The sequence below is a fragment of the Sphingorhabdus contaminans genome, from assembly GCF_007280415.1.
GTDB lineage: Bacteria > Pseudomonadota > Alphaproteobacteria > Sphingomonadales > Sphingomonadaceae > Sphingorhabdus_B > Sphingorhabdus_B contaminans.
Window position 1 is genome coordinate 704,733 of the sequence record NZ_VKKU01000002.1, and the last position, 16,909, is coordinate 721,641.

At 54.5% G+C, this 16,909-nt stretch carries 14 protein-coding genes; 9 read left to right on the forward strand and 5 right to left on the reverse strand.

Annotated elements, in window-relative coordinates; genetic code table 11:
* Positions 1 to 4: 4 nt before the first annotated feature.
* The 5 genes from FOM92_RS11690 to FOM92_RS11710 all read right to left on the reverse strand — a co-directional run bounded on the left by FOM92_RS11690 (position 5) and on the right by FOM92_RS11710 (position 6,077).
* On the reverse strand, positions 5 to 1,231 hold the full coding sequence (locus FOM92_RS11690) for an outer membrane beta-barrel protein (protein WP_143777040.1): 1,227 nt from the start codon (positions 1,229 to 1,231) through the stop codon (positions 5 to 7).
* The gene (locus FOM92_RS11695) at positions 1,231 to 1,806 is read right to left on the reverse strand and encodes a polysaccharide biosynthesis/export family protein (RefSeq protein ID WP_170226872.1); all 576 of its coding nucleotides are present in this window, start codon (positions 1,804 to 1,806) and stop codon (positions 1,231 to 1,233) included. Before FOM92_RS11695 ends, FOM92_RS11690 begins: the two co-directional genes overlap by 1 nt.
* A gap of 61 nt (positions 1,807 to 1,867) precedes the next feature.
* Positions 1,868 to 2,770 carry a sulfotransferase family protein gene (locus tag FOM92_RS11700; protein ID WP_143777042.1) on the reverse strand — a complete coding sequence of 301 codons (903 nt, stop codon included), beginning with the start codon at positions 2,768 to 2,770 and terminating at the stop codon, positions 1,868 to 1,870.
* The gene (locus FOM92_RS11705) at positions 2,767 to 3,984 is read right to left on the reverse strand and encodes a DegT/DnrJ/EryC1/StrS family aminotransferase (protein WP_143777043.1); all 1,218 of its coding nucleotides are present in this window, start codon (positions 3,982 to 3,984) and stop codon (positions 2,767 to 2,769) included. Before FOM92_RS11705 ends, FOM92_RS11700 begins: the two co-directional genes overlap by 4 nt.
* Positions 3,985 to 4,004: 20 nt before the next feature.
* Complete coding sequence (locus FOM92_RS11710) at positions 4,005 to 6,077, reverse strand: UDP-N-acetylglucosamine 4,6-dehydratase family protein (protein WP_143777044.1); 2,073 nt, start codon at positions 6,075 to 6,077, stop codon at positions 4,005 to 4,007.
* A gap of 423 nt (positions 6,078 to 6,500) precedes the next feature.
* Here FOM92_RS11710 and FOM92_RS11715 point away from each other — a divergent pair, with 423 nt between their 5' ends.
* The 9 genes from FOM92_RS11715 to FOM92_RS11755 all read left to right on the forward strand — a co-directional run bounded on the left by FOM92_RS11715 (position 6,501) and on the right by FOM92_RS11755 (position 16,827).
* Complete coding sequence (locus FOM92_RS11715) at positions 6,501 to 7,676, forward strand: glycosyltransferase family 4 protein (RefSeq protein WP_143777045.1); 1,176 nt, start codon at positions 6,501 to 6,503, stop codon at positions 7,674 to 7,676.
* Positions 7,673 to 8,590, forward strand: a complete 918-nt coding sequence (locus FOM92_RS11720) for a methionyl-tRNA formyltransferase (protein WP_143777046.1) — start codon at positions 7,673 to 7,675, stop codon at positions 8,588 to 8,590. The genes FOM92_RS11715 and FOM92_RS11720 overlap by 4 nt, the downstream gene beginning before the upstream one ends.
* Positions 8,583 to 9,272 carry a PIG-L deacetylase family protein gene (locus FOM92_RS11725; protein ID WP_143777047.1) on the forward strand — a complete coding sequence of 230 codons (690 nt, stop codon included), beginning with the start codon at positions 8,583 to 8,585 and terminating at the stop codon, positions 9,270 to 9,272. The genes FOM92_RS11720 and FOM92_RS11725 overlap by 8 nt, the downstream gene beginning before the upstream one ends.
* Positions 9,269 to 10,639, forward strand: a complete 1,371-nt coding sequence (locus FOM92_RS11730) for an O-antigen ligase family protein (RefSeq protein WP_143777048.1) — start codon at positions 9,269 to 9,271, stop codon at positions 10,637 to 10,639. Before FOM92_RS11725 ends, FOM92_RS11730 begins: the two co-directional genes overlap by 4 nt.
* Positions 10,636 to 12,003 carry a lipopolysaccharide biosynthesis protein gene (locus tag FOM92_RS11735; RefSeq protein ID WP_143777049.1) on the forward strand — a complete coding sequence of 456 codons (1,368 nt, stop codon included), beginning with the start codon at positions 10,636 to 10,638 and terminating at the stop codon, positions 12,001 to 12,003. The genes FOM92_RS11730 and FOM92_RS11735 overlap by 4 nt, the downstream gene beginning before the upstream one ends.
* Complete coding sequence (locus FOM92_RS11740; RefSeq protein ID WP_143777050.1) at positions 12,000 to 13,127, forward strand: glycosyltransferase family 4 protein; 1,128 nt, start codon at positions 12,000 to 12,002, stop codon at positions 13,125 to 13,127. The genes FOM92_RS11735 and FOM92_RS11740 overlap by 4 nt, the downstream gene beginning before the upstream one ends.
* An 18-nt stretch (positions 13,128 to 13,145) precedes the next feature.
* Positions 13,146 to 14,003: a sulfotransferase domain-containing protein gene (locus tag FOM92_RS11745; RefSeq protein WP_143777051.1), complete on the forward strand. Its 858-nt coding sequence runs from the start codon at positions 13,146 to 13,148 to the stop codon at positions 14,001 to 14,003.
* A 17-nt stretch (positions 14,004 to 14,020) separates the two neighbouring features.
* Positions 14,021 to 15,112, forward strand: a complete 1,092-nt coding sequence (locus FOM92_RS11750; RefSeq protein ID WP_143777052.1) for a glycosyltransferase — start codon at positions 14,021 to 14,023, stop codon at positions 15,110 to 15,112.
* 239 nt (positions 15,113 to 15,351) lie between these two features.
* Positions 15,352 to 16,827 (forward strand): pectate lyase, encoded by a 1,476-nt coding sequence (locus tag FOM92_RS11755; protein WP_143777053.1) that lies wholly within the window; start codon positions 15,352 to 15,354, stop codon positions 16,825 to 16,827.
* The last annotated feature ends 82 nt before the right edge of the window (positions 16,828 to 16,909 follow it).

Genomic DNA, 16,909 nt, shown 5'->3' on the forward strand with positions numbered 1-16,909 from the left:
TACTTCAGAAACGCAGGCGAAACGACAATCCACCCCGCGCCCGCTCAAAATTCTCTTCAGCAATGTTACTGGAGCGATCTGTATAACTGACATAGCCGGCAATCGATATCCGCTTGCTGGCAAGCCATTCCACTTCGACACGCGGGCTGATTGCCTTTTCAAGGTCGCCGGACCCAATGAACTCGGCTCTCAGATAGGAAACCCCGGCGGTTGCGTACAGATTATGTCGGATTTCCTGCTGAACACTGAGCTGCGCTGTCGTATCGGCACGTGCCACGGCGCCTAATCGGAATGTTGCAACGTCGCCTGAAAATACATTCAAGGTGATTGCCGTGCGCTGCTGCGGACGATAAGTCAAAGAGATGTCCGTCGAGACGCCAGTCCGGCTTTTCTGCAACGGCTCTGCCGGATTCAACTTGAACAAACCGATTGAGGCGCGGCCTTCAATGATCCCGCGTTCCTTTGTTGCGATACCCAAGCGGCCGCCGAAGGTTGTTTCATCCTGACTTAATCCGGCGGGCGTAGGCAAACGGAAATCGCGATTCGTCACAAACGCAGTTGCTGTCCCGTAAAACCGGCTGCCGATACTGCGGCCAAGAGTGACCGAGCCAAATTGCGATGTAAAATCACGGCGATCGTTCACCGGTCCGAGAAAGTCATATTTCCGCCAGGCAACGTCAGATGCAATCAACATCACGCCGCCTTCATGGCTAAATTTTCCTTCGGCTTCGAAAATGTTGAGAAGGCGCGGGCCGGTTGTCGTCAGTTGAAGGGCTTCAGGATCACCACGCTCCTCGACGACCCGCCGCCATCCTCCGGAAAGACCGAATTTCTGACCTTGCCTCGGTTGCCATCCGAGTCCCAGCAAAACTTCGCCACCTTCGGAATTTTCAGTGGTCAGTTTGTCATAACGACGAATGCGGGTTTTTGCGGTTGCCGTCAGATCAATGTTGCCAACGCGACCTTTGGCTTCCAAGCCCCCGACAATGATAAATGCTGCATCTGCCTTGGTGCCGGTCGGCGCAGCGTACACATTGTCGTCCGCATAAATGATATATTCAAAATCCGGCATCAGGCGGAAACCGCCAATGTCGAGCCCCTTCGATTCAAATTCCGGTAGTTGATCCGACACCAAGGGCGCAGTTTTGCTGACAGGGTCCGCAAGGGCGGCACCCGATGAGAGTAAACCTGCGACCGTGCAGGTCGCCCAGAAAGAATGACGCAACAACATTAAAACCACTTCTCAACAATACGGATTTGATCGCCAGGCATGACGATAGTGTTTTCCGAAGCGCGGCCGGTGACTTTGCGGCCGTTGATTGTGCGGGTGATCACCATCGACGATGTATCGGCACGATAGGTGTAGCCACCTGCAAGCGATATAATCGAAAACACTGTCAGCCCCTCCCGGAATTCGTACTGGCCGGGCTTACCGACTTCTCCCAGAATGTAAATCGGGCGCAGCGATGCGGCCTGCAAAGTGACGTTGGGCCGGACCAGAATCCGCTTATCAAGCAATGCTTTTTCAATCGCTTTTTCTGCCTCGCGCAATGTGAGACCGGAAATCTTCACTTCCTCTACCAATGGCAGCGCGATGACACCTGTCTGATCGACGGCATATTCCGCGTCAGCACCTTGAAGATCGGGAATCTGGACCTTGATCCGGTCACCGGGCTCCAGACGGAGGACCGATAAATCTCCTGCCGGAATGGCAGCAAGTCCGCTAGTCGACGATGCACATCCCGATACAAGCGATGACCCTGCCAGAACCGCAACGACCAGCAGACTTTTGAGCATCTTCAGCATTTTCGCTTCTCCCATTTTATACATCTATGACAAACACCGGATTCCAGTTGCGCGAACCTTATCATGCAACCTTGGAATGCTCACGTTCCCCATGACTATTTTGAACATCTCGCGGCTTGTCATTTAGCCAACCCGACAGATCCCGTCCAAGCAGTTTACCCAATTGTTCCACATCTTCGGCATAAAAATCGCGCAACCGCAACCGCAATTGCGGCGATAATGGCGGATAAGCGATTTCACGTGCGAATAAGCCACGGGTCGATTCAAATATTGGATGCCCGCGTAAAGGCGCAATGGTGCTTTTCAACGGCGCGAGAATCTTGCGGACGGGCAGTGGAAGGAAACGCTCAGAAGCGTTATTTGCCTTTTTCCGAGCCTGGTTGGCATCAAAAACGGGATCGACACCGATATGGCGCGAGATCGCCTCGACAGTTTCTTTCGGCTGCGCTTTCACATCATCATATAAGAAAGCGTGGATCTGTTCGGAAGGAAAATGATCGAGCCACCGGCGTAAATGCTGAGCGTAAAGCCCATCGTTCAGGAACCGGGGCTGAGGATTATCCAGAGATGTGAGATAGGCTTCGGGTCCTTCTTTCACGGTACCGCGCCGGTAGAGCATTTTGTAATCGGAGTAGGCACGCTCGACAGGATTGCGGAACTGAACCACAAGCCGGGCATGCGGCAGCATCTTTGCGATACGCTGTGCCGCATCCGGATGGGCGAGATAATCGGCCGATTTCTCACCCAGCATCCGTCCGGAACCCACATGCGCTTCGAAATAGGCGCGGTAAAAATCTTCACCGCGCTCAAATTCGCTGCTGAAATAATGCGGTTCGGGGTCCGGCATGTAGAGCGCCGGATTTACCTGCAATTGTTCCAGAGCCCAGGTTGTCGCCGCTTTTACTGCACCAATTATAATGAAAGACGGGTGCCAGTCTGCCTGACCCGGATATGCCTGCGTCATGCGAGGACGACCTTTCTCAGGGCACTCGCAATCACCAGCATATCAACTTCGCTAAAGAGATGGTCAACGGGGAACATGATGGTACTTGCCCCCAATTTATGCGCGTTTTCGAGATTTCCGTCGCGTCGTGGTTCACGGCCCTGAAACGCGATTTCCCGCGACATATCGGGGCAAGACCCGCTTCCGCATTGGATACCCAAGCCGAGCAAACCGGCAATGATATCACTGCGCGACTTGTTGCCCGGCAACTCCTTCTCGTCCACCCGGATATAATATTTGTAGCGGGCCGATTGAATATGGTTCGGAATTTTATCGACGATGACGCCGGGAATATCGGCGATGGCTTCGCTCAGGCATTGCGCGTTTGCGCGCCGTTGCGCCAACCATTTCGGCAGCTTCTTGAGCTGGACGCGGCCAATAGCTGCCTGCATTTCGGTCATACGGAAATTGGTGCCGAAGCTTTGGTGCACATAGCGGAATTCACCTGCGGGAGCGATATTCTGGGGCATTTCCTCGGGCGGAAGTTTGCCATGGTCCTTGATCGCCCACGCCTTCGACCACGCAGCCTTGTCCGCAAAAAGGATCATGCCACCTTCGCCGCCTGTCGACATGATTTTGTCGGTGCAGAACGAAAAGGAAGACGCGTCGCCAAATGATCCGATCATTCTATTGTCGTAAACCGCGCCATGTGCCTGTGCACAATCTTCGATCAGAAACAGGTCATGCTCCTCACAAATCGCTGTCAGCGCGCGCATGTCGCAGGGGAGGCCAGCCAAATGGACACAAATGACAGCTTTGGTTTTTTCGCTGATCATGCGCCGAACCGAGTCCGGGTCGATATTTTGCGTCTCGATCACAACATCCGCAAAAACCGGGTTGGCCCCGACAGCAACAACCGCGCTGGCCGTTGCAAAAAAGCTGCGCGCGGGAATGATAATTTCGTCGCCTGCGCCGATGCCGAAAGCACGTAGCGCCATTTCGATGGAGACCGTGCCATTGCTGACAGCAATAGCGTGCGGCATTCCGATATAGGCCGCAAATTCCTTTTCAAAGGCGCGATTCTGTTCGCCGTGAACGAGGGCATTGACTCGGCCACTTTGCAAGACCTGGGTAACAGCCAGAATTTCGTCACGGCCATGCGACGGCCAGGAAGACGTTATCGGCACAGGGAAATCACGCGCTTCGGCGGTGGTCGGAGTCGATTGACTGCTCATAATCATCAACTTTCTTGTTGTTATTGCAAGCCCTGCACCAGCTGCAGGTGGTGCCCGCGTTTTGGCAGAGAATTGTTAAGAAACATCGTCGACAGATCGATGTCGCTGCTCGGAAGCTTGACCAGCGAGTGCGTCAGGCGGCATGCTTCTTCCTGCTTGCCCTGCTTGACCGCAAGATCGAGCTCATCAATCGCACGGCCGATAAGCGGCAGCGGGATCGGGCGCGAGCAGGCTTCGAACAAATTGGGTATTTGCGAATCCACCCGGCGCTCGCAGCTGTCGAACAATTCTTCGTACAGTTTTTCGCCAGGCCGCAATCCTACGAACTGGATCGGCACATCCACATCAGGCTCAAGACCGTGCATTTTGGCCATACGTTTAGCCAGATCGACGATTTTCACCGGATCGCCCATGTCGAGAACGAAGATATTTCCACGGTTCGAATTATCTTCCAGCGAGCGCGCACTGCTTTCCAGGATCAGCTGGACGGCTTCGCCAACGGTCATGAAGAAGCGCTCAATATCTGGATGGGTAACCGTCAACGGACGACCTTCAAGCAATTGCCGCTTGAACAAGGGAACAATCGAACCGCTTGAACCCAGAACGTTGCCAAAGCGCACTGTCATAAAGCGCGGCGCCGAGGTGTCATCGACCCCGCAAAGGTCAAGCGACTGGCAATATAGTTCGCCGACACGCTTGGTGGCTCCCATCATGCCAACTGGGTTCACTGCCTTGTCGGTCGAAACCTGCACCATTGCACGAACCGAATATTCGGTAACGGCATTGGCGATATTGCGGGTCCCGATAATGTTGGTGTGAATCCCGCCCAGCGGATTCGCTTCCACCATGGGCACATGCTTCAACGCTGCAGCATGATAGACAACCGAGGGCAGATGCTTTGCAAAAACCCGGCGAACTTCGTCTTCGTCGCGGATGTTGCAAAGTTCCGGGAAAATTTCGAGGTCGGGATGCGCCTCGCGCAGCCGCATTTCGATATTGTACAATTGGAACTCGGCGTGGTCGAGCAAGACAATCCGCGAAGGGCCATAGGTGGCAAGCTGCATAACCAGTTCGCCGCCAATTGTACCGCCCGCACCCGTCACCAGCACACATTGCTGCGCTACCTGGCGCTGAATTATGCTCCGTTCGATGGTGCGTTCGCTACGACCCAACAGTTCCGACAAAGGAAAATGGTTGGGATCGCGCATGGGCTGGCGATTCAGCAACTGGCTGGCAGGATCGCTCAGCTTCAATACATCGATATTGTGCGACTTTGCCGACTTGTTCAATGTGGACAGGTCACGCACGCTGATGCTGATCCCGTCGTCACAGACAATAGCCAAATTCGGTTTCTGGTCCTGTTCGGCAAGGAAGGACACCGTCTGGTTGAACGAGTCCAGGCCGCCCAGCACCGGTATACCGCCGAGCTGCGAAATCGTCCGGTCGTCCGACGGCAGCAGCAAACCGATCACATTGATGGCCGAAGAGTTGCGCGGACCGAACATGTCGAGCACCGAAAGGGCCCACTCGGGATCGCCGATCAAAAGCGCAGTCTTTGCAACATTGTCGTTTGAATAAACCGACGCAGCATTCTGGCGGCGACGGCGATAAGAGCGCACCGCACGACGTCCGGCCCGCATCAGTTGCATCGCCATGCTTGCCAAGCTGTAATGCAGGAGCGCGAATGTGACGAAGTTGAAGAGATATTTCGAAAGTGGTGAGAAATAGGCGACAACCGCCCAGCCGATACCCATTCCGATAAAGCTGGTGATAAGCATCGAAATGCTGTCCGCAAAGGACACGAATCGCCAGCTGCGCTTGTACATCCCTGTCAAAAGAAAGAAGGTCGAGGCGATTCCGGCAATGAGTGCGCCGTCAGTCAGCATCAGCAATGTGGCCGACTCCGCCCAGCCCCTCGTCAGTCCCAAAAGCAACGCGAAAGAGGCGAAGATTGCGAGAGTGTCCAAAGTCCACACACCGCCGGTGCGCACCACCCGTTTCCAATAAGGAAAACGCCACAGCGAGTTAAGATCGCGCTGGTTGCCCCGATGGTGGATGAACAGGTCTATTTTTTGCGCCAAGCTTTGGATCATTGCTTGCTTCCCCTTTCGACCTTCACAAGCCCGGAAACCGAATAGCAAGCAGGAAGCTTGTTATCGTTTCCACGTCTGACGTGGCTTGTGAAGAAAACTGATTTCGTCATTTCACAGTCAAAGTAGGACACGAACCCTCGCGCGTCGCGTGCTCTTGCTGACATTAGACGAAAGGGTCAAAAATTTGCTTTCTGGCAACAAAACGACCCAAATGGGGGATAGCACTCTACTAAATCGCAGCAGGCCTATATCCGCGTACCCCGGCTTGCGGGGACAAAAGGATGTATACCTAATGCTAAATTGCGTCTTGGGCGCGATTGGCCCATTTGGTTTGCGCATTAACGTCACTGATACTGTTTTGTTTTAAAGCCCCGCCGAACGCATTGCATGCGGTGTGGCAAATTATTTGGAGGTAGAGCGAGCGTGAAAATCCTTGTTTTTTCTAGTCTTGCTTACTCTCTCGTGAATTTTCGGGGCGCCTTGCTGTGCCGGATGAAAGAAGCGGGGCATGATGTCGTCGCCGTCGCGCCCGATCGCGATCCTGCTGTTGAACAATGGTTGAAAGACCGTGGCATCGGGTTCGAAATCATCAGTATGAACCGCACCGGCATGAAGCCGCTGGAAGATATACGTACCCTTTTGGGGTATATCCGCCTGATCCTGAGGGAACGGCCTGGTATAATTCTGGCCTACACACAAAAGCCGATCATCTATGGAGGTATCGCTGCGCGCCTCACGGGAAACACACCATTCTATGCCCTGATGTCGGGACTCGGCTATCTTTTCAGCCCTGATGGATCCAAATCTGGCCTGGTGCGCACAATCTTTCTGCGGCTCTACCGTGAGGGTGTGCGCAAGGCGCTAAAGATTTTTGTGTTCAACCGCGATGATCACAAGGACATGCTTGACGCAGGAATCGTCGACAGCACCCAAAAGGTAATCCAGGTGCCGGGTTCTGGCGTCGACACAACGCGTTTTATCCAGCAGCCACTGCCCGCTGGCGCGCCCCATTTCCTGATGGTGGGGCGACTGATGCGCGACAAGGGCGTGTATGAATTTTTGGCTGCTGCCAAAGCGGTAAAAGCCGAGTATCCCGACGCACGTTTCAGCATTCTTGGACGGGCAGAGGAATTTAATCCTACCGGAATTAGTAAGGATGATATTCCACAGCTCCAGTCCGATTATCCGGTGAATTTTCTTGCCGAAACGACAGATGTGCGTCCTTATCTCGCCGATTCTTCGGTTTTCGTATTGCCTTCCTTCTACCGTGAAGGTTTGCCGCGCACGATCCTGGAAGCAATGTCCACAGGGCGTGCCGTCATTACCACTGATACGCCCGGCTGCCGGGACCCTATAGTCGATGGAGAAAGCGGCATCATCGTTCCGCCCCAAGATGCGGACGCCCTTGCCACTGCCATGCGGTCATTCCTGCAGAATCCCGATCAGGCCCGCAGGATGGGCGAAAAAGCGCGTGCCATCGCCGTCGATATCTATGACGTTGCAAAAGTGAACGAGATCCTTGTCGGCCATATGGGGTTGAACCAGTCGGCCAGCGCATCGGCATCGCCTGCTGTGCAACTGGTGGCGTCCCAGACATGACCTTACGCGCCGTAATTGTAGGTGCTGTCGAAAGCACGGCCGTCGCGATCCGCGCTTTTGCAGGCTCGGGTTGGGATCTGGTACTGGTTGTTACGTTGCCGCCTGAAAAATCGGCGCGGCATTCGGACTATGTAGACTTGCAAGCCGATGCCGAAACAGTCGGTGCGCGCGTATTTCATACTGCGCAAACAAACCATCCCGATACAATTGCGGCGATACGCGAGGCCCGGCCGGATTATATCTTCGTCGTGGGTTGGTCGCAAATTTGCGGACCCGAATTTCTGAACCTGACACCGGGTAAAGTCATTGGCTATCACCCTGCGGCGCTGCCCCGGCTGCGTGGGCGCGCAGCTATTTCCTGGACCATCTTGCTGGACGAGAAAATCAGTGCAGGCTCCCTTTTCCAGATGGCCGACGGCGTGGACGATGGCCCTTTGCTGGAACAGGCTTATTTTCACATCGCGCCGCGCGAAACCGCAATGTCGCTTTACGCCAAACATATGGTGGCGCTGGACAAGATGACCCGCCGTGCACTCGAGCGCCTTGCCAATGGCAATACCGAATTTCAGGTGCAGGATGAAAGCTGCGTCACTTATGCGGTGCGTCGTACGCCCGCCGATGGGCTCATCGACTGGCAGCAACCTGCACAGGCGATAGACCGTTTGGTGCGTGCTGCTGGCAAACCATATCCGGGCGCATTTACGTTGGTAAAAAGCGCCCGTCTGACTGTCTGGGCGACAGAGCTCGTTCAGCCAGAGCTGCCCTTTCACGCAATGCCCGGCCAGTTGATTGCGGATGATAGCTTGGGACTTTTGGTTCAAACGGGATCGGGGCAAATCCGCATAACGGATTGGACATGGGATTTGGAAGGCCGACCACCCATGCATGGAATTTGGGGACGCGAAAATGGGTGACTTGAGCTATATGGGCAAGGTGCTGGTCATCGCCCCCCATCCCGATGACGAGATACTTGGATGTGGCGGCACGATCGCACGCCTGACAAAATCGGGGGCAGAGGTCATCGTCGCCATCGTGACCCGCGGCATGGCACCCCAATTCTCCGACGAATTTGTTGCCGCTATCCGTGCTGAAGCAAAGGCGTCGCACGACCTGGTGGGGATTGCGGAAACGCGCTACCTCGATCTTCCAGCCGCCGCACTGGAAACTGTGCCGGCAACCAGGCTGAATGGCACCTTAGCCAAACTGGTGCAGGATGTCCGGCCGGACACGATCTTCGTCCCCTTTGTCGGGGACATTCATACCGATCATCAACTGACATTTCTCGCGGCCATGGTCGCGGCGCGACCGCGCGACGTCCATGCGCCAAAACGCATTTATGCCTATGAGACATTATCCGAGACCAACTGGTATGCGCCCGGCGTTACTCCGGCATTTATACCCAATGTATTCGTGGATATCAGCGATACACTCGAACTGAAACTGGACGCCTTTCGTTGCTTCGAAAGCCAGGTGAAGCAGTTCCCCGACGAACGTTCTATTGAAGCTATCCGTGCACTTGCGACAATGCGTGGAGCATCCATGTATTTGGGTGCAGCAGAAGCATTCATGCTAATCAGGCAGATTGACCGGCTATGAAACGCGGCAGGTTTATAGAGGGGAATGGCATTCCCGGGGAATATGATCCCTACGGCACGCCATTTGCGCAGCCAATGGTACGGATCGACCGCATCCGACAGCTGATGTTGGCTGCCGGCTGCTTTCTGCTCTCTTGGCATCTTCTCCGGATCGGAGACATCAACTTTACCGCCGCCGATTTGTTGTTTTTCTTGTGCTTTGTGATCTTCGTGGCTCGCCGAAATCTCAACATGATGGCATTGAATTCGATGACGGCGCATTGGTGTGCGGCACTGGCCATGATGCTGGGTGGTCTCTTAATAGGCTCCGTTTTTAACGGCGACCCGTTGCGTTGGGCCAATATTGCCAGCCAGTATCTGTTTGGCTTCCTACTCCTCCCGATGGTGCTGATGAGTGAGGATCGGATGTGGATCCGGAAATGCCTGCTCTATTTTGTGTTGGGCGTTGCGGCTTCGCAGATCGTCGCATTGACGATGGCTAATTTTTTCAGCTTTGAACAATCAAAGGAAATGCTTGGACCCAGTGTGGTTGCCGGTAACGGCCGTATTGGCGGGCTGGTTTCCGACGCTAATCTCAACGGTGCGATTATTGCCTTTTCGATCGTCGCGCTCTTCAACGCCCATCATCATGGACTGATCCGGAATTTCTTTGCACTTTGCGTCGGCGGCGTTTTGTTCTGGGCGCTCCTGTCGACTGCGAGTTTTACCGCATTTGCATCGACGGGCATTGCGACTTGTATCTATTTTACCATGTCTAATTTGGGGCGTTTTCTAAAGGTCGGCGTGCCTGTCATGGCATTTGTAATTGCCTATATAATTTTGGGCGGACCGCTCCCCGAGGCTTTCAGTGAACGCGTGTTGGGCGCGTTGACAACAGGCGATATGTCACAGGCGGGCACCTTCACACACAGGTCTCAACTCATTGCCGAAGCCTGGGAAATGAGCAAGGACACCCTTTTCATTGGTCTTGGGGTCGACCGGTTTCGGGTTGTGAGTATCCACGGTATGCCGGTTCACCAGTTCTGGATGCTGCTGCTCACCGAGGGAGGGCTTATTTCCTTTACCGGACTCGTGCTGATGTTCGGTGTACTGGGAATGATGGGGTTGCGCGCGATCCAGTCACATCGTGAAGATGGCGCGATGGTTCTTGCCATTCTCGCCATTCTGTTCATTTTCTCGACATCAATCCCGCACATGTACAACCGCTTGTGGATCACGCCGCTAATGCTGGCACTTGCCACTACCTTTGCGCGTACGACCCAGGTCTATTTCCTGCATGAGGAACAATCTGAAGTCGACGAGTTCGACAATGTTTTTGAAGTGGATGGGACGCCCACCGCTCTGGCTCTGAAAGGGCGAACACCATGACCCAGATCACTACACCGGCAGATGCGCCGAACGGCGACACCACCGCTTCCTGGAACAAAAAGGGCTTTGAAAAAGGCTGGCTGAAGAACATCCTGCATCTCGTATCGGGAAGCTCCGGCAATGCGATTTTGATGCTGGTCAGTACGACGATTGCCGCGCGGTCTCTTGGACCTGCTGCTTATGGTGTGCTGGCGCTGGTTCTGACCGTCGGTCGTTTAAGTGAGCGTCTGCTGCGTTTTGAATCCTGGCAGCCGCTTATCCGTTTTGCCGCGTCCGAGGAGATCGCGAACGACAAGAAAAAGATGTCGGAGCTTTATCTCTACGGCCTGTTTCTCGATATCGGCACGGCGTTGTTAGCGGCTGTTCTTACGATCATCGTCGGCTACGCCTTGATGAGCGTCATTGGTCTGAAGCCGGAGCATATACCACTGGTCGCCATCTATGCGATAGCGATTGCCGTAAACATTCGGGGTGTGCCGACCGCCGCACTGCGTTTCGATGGCAAGTTCCGTACGCTTGCCTATGTCCAGATGCTGTCCTCCATTTTGCGCCTGATCCTTGCGGCGGTCGGCTTGTATCTCGGCTTTTCGCTCCTTGAGTTCGTCATCATCTGGACGTTGTGTCAGGCGCTTGATTCACTGCTTTTTCTGTGGCTCGGAATGCGCGTGATCCGTAAGCAAGGGATTCCGAATCCTCTGCGCGCCAATCCTTTCGGTTTGAAGGAGCGTTTTCCCGGTTTCATGTCCTTTGCTTGGTCCACAAATGTTTCCGGTACTTTGCGGACGTTGACGCAAGAGGCTGATACATTGTTGGTCAGTGCCTTTGCCGGCACGGCCTGGGCAGGCTTTTACCATATCGCCAAACGGATTGCGAAGGTCGCCCAGCAAGTGGGTTCAATGATGCAAGCCGTGGTCTATCCCGATATGGCCCGCATGTGGGCTCAAAAGGATTTCAAAGCCTTCCGCAGAACGATCAAGCGGGTCCAGCTTGTTCTGGGTCTCGTCGGATGCAGCTTCCTCGCAGCGTTCTGGCTTTTGGGTGACTGGATCATGCATGTCGCCTTCGGTCCTGAGTTTGTTCAGGCCTATCCCCTGTTGGTTGCGCAACTCTTGGCCGTCGTGCTGATTATGCATGCGGCGCCTTCACGGTCAGCTTTGCTGGCGATGAATCGTCCCGGGTTCGTACTGTGGGTCGCCATAGCTTCTACTGGCCTGTTCTTTTTGACCGCTTGGCTGACCATGCCGGTCTATGGCGCACTGGGCGCAAACTTCGCCCATATCGCGTTTGCTGCATTGACCGCTGTTGCGATGGATATCGCCATGTGGCGCCAGATCGGGCAAACGATGAAGGCACCGCAGGAATGACCGTCGACACATCCCGTCCGGCAAGTATCAAGTTCATCCTGCCCGGCCTTTCCGCCGGTGGGTCAGAGCATGTTGTCAGCTTCGTCGCCAACCGGTTGGCGCGATCGGGGTTTGAGGTGAGCATACTGTCGTTCGAAATGAGCGACAGCACACCTTATTACAAAACCGATGAAAGAATCCGGATTGAATATCTGAATGTCCCGGTCGGGAAACGAGGTCCGCTCGGGGTGCTGTCAGACATTGTACGCCGGGTGAAAAGGCTGCGCGCAATCTACAAGGCCCAACGCCCAGGTATGGTGGTCAGCCTACTGACCCGCTCGAACGTGATCGCTGTTTTGGCAGCGACAGGTCTCGACATCCCTGTGATCGTTTCCGAACGCAATAATCCGCTGAGACAAAAACCGGGTATCGTTTGGCAAGTGCTGCGCCGCTATACCTATGCACGCGCCTTCGGTCTTATTACGATGACGCGCGGCGCGCTGGAATGCTTTCCGCCTGTCATGCGTCCGCGCAGTTGGGTAATCCCCAACATGGCAGACTATCAGGATTTCAAACCCAAATTCACAAATGAAAGAAAGGTCATGACCGCCGTTGGCCGCCTGGTCGACCAAAAGGGGTTCGATCTTCTGATACAGGCATGGGCCAAGATTGCCGACCGCCATCCTGACTGGTGCCTGCGCATCTGGGGCGAAGGACCAGACCGGGCAATGCTCGAAGCCTTGGCAGCCGAACAGGGGGTGACTGACAGTGTCCAGATGCCCGGAGTCAGTTCGGCGCCCGGACGCTGGATTGAAGAAGCGGATGCCTTTGTGCTGAGTTCCCGTTTCGAAGGCTGGGGCCTTGTGTTGGGCGAGGCGATGGCTGCCGGGCTTCCTTCCATTTCGTTTGATTGCCCATTCGGCCCCGCCGACATGATCACACATGATCATGACGGTTTGTTGATCGAAGAAGGCAATATCGATGAAATGGCCAAAGCCCTTTCGCAATTGATGGGCGATGCGGCCTTACGTGATCGCTTGGGCGCCGAGGCAAAGTCAGCAGCAGATCGTTTCGCACCCGAGGCGATCGGCGCAATTTGGGAAAATACAATTCGCGGCGCATTGGCGACCGCGCGCGGACAATAGAGGTTTCAGGAAATGCAGATGGCACCCGAATTTCTAAAGAATATATATCGCCGCGTGCGGCGGATGCGGAATCTGATGCTGCTCGAACGGGCTGCGCCGTCAGTTGATGCGTTTCTGGTATCCTACCCCAAGAGCGGGCGGACCTGGTTACGCTATCTTCTGTCCTGCTATTTTGCAGAGGTTTCCAAGCTGGGGTTTGAGCCTGATCTGCGCACCACTTTCCGCGTCCTGCCCAATTTCGACCGCGATGCTGAACGCGGTTTGCCTGTATTCGTGGGGCGATCCAACAATGTTTCCGTGCCTTTGATCGCTGTTAGCCATCGCCAGTTCACGGGCCAGTTATTTGCAGGTAGGCCGGTCATCATTCTCGTCCGCGATCCCCGCGATGTCTGCGTTTCCGCCTATTTCCATGAGACGAAGCACAAACACCGTTTTTCAGGCAGCATTGCCGAATTCATCGAAGATGAAACTTACGGCATTCCAGCCATTGTGCGATATCATAATGGCTGGGCGAAGGGTATGGAGGGCAGCCGCTCTCTGGTTATCAGCTATGAAGAAATGAGTAGCAATACTGACATGACCGTCCGCAACATCCTGGAATTTTTGGGTCAGCCCGTTGACGAAGCTGCGCTGGCAAAAGCGATCGAACAGGCACGATTCAGCAAGATGCAAAAGACCGAAAAGAAAACCGGCATCCCCGGCCATGAATATGACCGATCGGACGAGGACAGTCTGCGCGTCCGTAAAGGAAAGGTCGGAGGCTTTGCCGACACCTTAAGCGAAGTGGAAGCCGCGCGCATCATACAGATTTGCCGCGACACCATGGTGCCGGAGGCAAAGGCGCTGATGCAGCGCAGCGGCATTTCGCTCGATTAAAATCAGGCACGCCAGCTATGCATATTGTATCCATCCTCACCAGCCTGACTTCAGGCGGCGCCGAAATGCTTGTTGTCAATTTGAACAAGGAATATGTCGCCGCCGGGCATCGCAGCACTGTTGTCTCTCTGGCCGATGCCCAAAGCGTCGGAAACTCCGCTGAAATGGAAGCGGTGCTGCGGCAGCGTATCGTGGACGAGGGTGGAGAATTCGTCTCCCTGCAGCTTGGAACGTCACGCAATCCGCTGAACGGATGGCGGAAGATGCGGACGCTTATCCGCAATCTCAATCCCGACATCATTCATGCCCATACAGCACGTGCGCTGCTTATGCTGCTCGCACATCCGAGCAATGCGCCGGTGGTTTTGACGCATCACAATAGCAAGCTGAGCTTTCCCGTCGGCATGTTCAAACTATTCGACCACATCGCCTCGGCCTATGTTGCGATCAGCAAAGAGACCGAGGCCCTGTTCACACAGAATGTGCGTCGACCGATCGCGTATATTCCCAATGCAGCAAGCAAGAGTTTCTCTGCCTCACATCCGCGATCTGAAGTCAGTGCAAAGAGACGGATACTGAGTGTGGGGACAATCTCGGAGCAAAAGCATTACGATCTTCTTGTCGAAATCGCGGTCGTGCTCAAGGCTAGGATTGGCGCAGAAAAAATGCCGCAGTTCAACGTTGCCGGTAATGGCGTCGACCTTGAAAATATGCGTACTTTGGCCGTGGATCGCGGCGTTGCCGAACATGTCCATTTTCTGGGTGAGCGTTCGGACATTGCCCAGCTGATGACTACGTCCGACATCTATCTCAACACGTCACGATATGAAGGAATGCCGGTCGCATTACTCGAGGCGATGGCTTGCGGGTTGCCCATTGTTGCGACCCGGGTCGCGGGCAATACGGAACTGGTTCTGGAAGGCCGGAACGGGTTGCTGCGCCCGCTGGATGATGCCGACGCGTTGGCCGATGCCATTCTTACGCTGCTCGATGATCCGGATCTCTACCGGAAATGTTCAGCGGCTGCGATCGAACAATCCAAGTCTTTTTCGATCGAAAACACATGCGCCAATCACCTTTCTTTGTTCCAAAAAATCGGCGCAAGATAAGATTGCGCGGCAATATAAAAATTGAATTTTTGTTTCAAAAATCCGAAGTCGGTCCAAGATGGAAAAGTAAATTTTAACCATCGAAATGATTGAATCGGAACCTATTACCCCAAAAATTGAGACTAACTTCAACTACCTGACTTAACTGAATTTTTTGGGCACGCCCTTAACTTATCTCCTTCATTTGGCATTTCACACATCTCGTATGTGCGGGTTCGTCAAATGCATCGGAGATTAAGATGAAAAGATATTTGGGGGCACTGCTCGTGACAGCATCGCTCGTCGCATGGCCATCAGCTAACCACGCAACTTCCTCGTCCATCTACAACCCGTCCAAGCTACCTGGCGGACAGCAGCGGTCGTTCCCCACGGCCGAAGGATTTGGTGCGGCGTCTGTAGGCGGTCGTGGCGGACGGGTCATTCCGGTTACGACATTGGCCGACTCTGGTGCAGGTTCACTGCGCGCTTGTATGATGGCAACCGGGCCGCGGACTTGCATCTTCCGGGTCAGCGGAACTATCGAGTTGCTCACTCAGATCAAACCAACATCGGGATATCTGACCGTTGCCGGGCAAACCGCACCAGGTGATGGCATCGCTATCAAGAACCACCCGTCGAACCTGACCGGGTCACCATTCTATCTCAACGCACCGCATATCATCATTCGCCATCTGCGCGTGCGTCCGGGGCCTACAGGGGGCACCAAGCAAGATACCACCGACAGCATCACGGTCGACAGTCGTGCGGTCAACACCATATTGGATCATGTGTCCTTGTCCTGGGCAACCGATGAGCCGTTCAACACCACCAAAAATGCGTCAAACGTGACCATTCAATGGTCGATGGTTTATGAAGGTCTGAGCAAGTCGACCCATAAATCCGGCGAGCATTCTAAAGGCATGTTCCTTGAAGGCCACAATATCACCGCCCACCATGTGTTCATGGCCCACGCAACCGACCGCATGCCCAATGCGGGTGTTGGGACCCGTGCGGATTTCGTGAACCTGATCTCGTACAATATGCGGGAAAAGGCGCATCAATATTTCTCGATGCAGCAAAAGCAAAGTCTGACCACAAGCGGCCTGAAGCGCCAAGTCAACGTTGTCGGTAACTGGGTATCTATGGGCCCGAGCTCGCTCCGCGGAACATCGATTTTTGGCGGCAACTATGATGAGCAATATTCGACAAATCCTGGAATGGCTGAATTCTATCTGTATCAGAATGTAGACGGCCGTCGCCGGTCGTACAGTTCTGATGACCGGTTGTTCATGGATCCAATGGATTGGAAATATGTCCGTCAACAGCCAATTGGCGCATTGAGTGTTCAGCTTTTCAGCTCCGCTGACCAAGCCGTAAGGGATGTTGTCGCCTTTGCCGGCGCCTTCCCACGCGATGCTTCTGACCGCCGGGTGTTGCAGACATTTCTGGGCTGCAGCGGTCGCATTATCGACAGCCCGGCAGAAGTCGGCGGATGGCCCACATTGCAGTCGGGCGTTGCCTATACCGACAATGACGGAGACGGCATGGATGACAATTGGGAGCAGCGCCAGAATATCACTAGCGGAACCGCTGATGCGGATGGCGATGGTTACACCAACTTGGAAGAGTTTCTGAACGAGCTCGCGGGTGATCAGGATAGCTTCGGCAATCTGATCAACCGCGTGGGTGCGGGCACAGGGGCAGTCCCTGCACCCAATTGCGGGATCACCGTTTAAAACTGGCCACTAGCCTTGTTCAATCATGGGGAGGGTGCCGCAGGCAATTAACCTGCGTCATCCTCCCCACTTTTTTAGACTG

What these genes read in the sequence shown, in the direction of transcription:
- FOM92_RS11690 (WP_143777040.1), bottom strand. Translation starts at nt 1,231, where the DNA reads ATGTTGTTGCGTCATTCTTTCTGGGCGACCTGCACGGTCGCAGGTTTA.
- FOM92_RS11695 (WP_170226872.1), bottom strand. Translation starts at nt 1,806, where the DNA reads ATGCTGAAGATGCTCAAAAGTCTGCTGGTCGTTGCGGTTCTGGCAGGG.
- FOM92_RS11700 (WP_143777042.1), bottom strand. Translation starts at nt 2,770, where the DNA reads ATGACGCAGGCATATCCGGGTCAGGCAGACTGGCACCCGTCTTTCATT.
- FOM92_RS11705 (WP_143777043.1), bottom strand. Translation starts at nt 3,984, where the DNA reads ATGAGCAGTCAATCGACTCCGACCACCGCCGAAGCGCGTGATTTCCCT.
- FOM92_RS11710 (WP_143777044.1), bottom strand. Translation starts at nt 6,077, where the DNA reads ATGATCCAAAGCTTGGCGCAAAAAATAGACCTGTTCATCCACCATCGG.
- FOM92_RS11720 (WP_143777046.1), top strand. Translation starts at nt 7,673, where the DNA reads ATGACCTTACGCGCCGTAATTGTAGGTGCTGTCGAAAGCACGGCCGTC.
- FOM92_RS11725 (WP_143777047.1), top strand. Translation starts at nt 8,583, where the DNA reads ATGGGTGACTTGAGCTATATGGGCAAGGTGCTGGTCATCGCCCCCCAT.
- FOM92_RS11730 (WP_143777048.1), top strand. Translation starts at nt 9,269, where the DNA reads ATGAAACGCGGCAGGTTTATAGAGGGGAATGGCATTCCCGGGGAATAT.
- FOM92_RS11735 (WP_143777049.1), top strand. Translation starts at nt 10,636, where the DNA reads ATGACCCAGATCACTACACCGGCAGATGCGCCGAACGGCGACACCACC.
- FOM92_RS11740 (WP_143777050.1), top strand. Translation starts at nt 12,000, where the DNA reads ATGACCGTCGACACATCCCGTCCGGCAAGTATCAAGTTCATCCTGCCC.
- FOM92_RS11745 (WP_143777051.1), top strand. Translation starts at nt 13,146, where the DNA reads ATGGCACCCGAATTTCTAAAGAATATATATCGCCGCGTGCGGCGGATG.
- FOM92_RS11750 (WP_143777052.1), top strand. Translation starts at nt 14,021, where the DNA reads ATGCATATTGTATCCATCCTCACCAGCCTGACTTCAGGCGGCGCCGAA.
- FOM92_RS11755 (WP_143777053.1), top strand. Translation starts at nt 15,352, where the DNA reads ATGAAAAGATATTTGGGGGCACTGCTCGTGACAGCATCGCTCGTCGCA.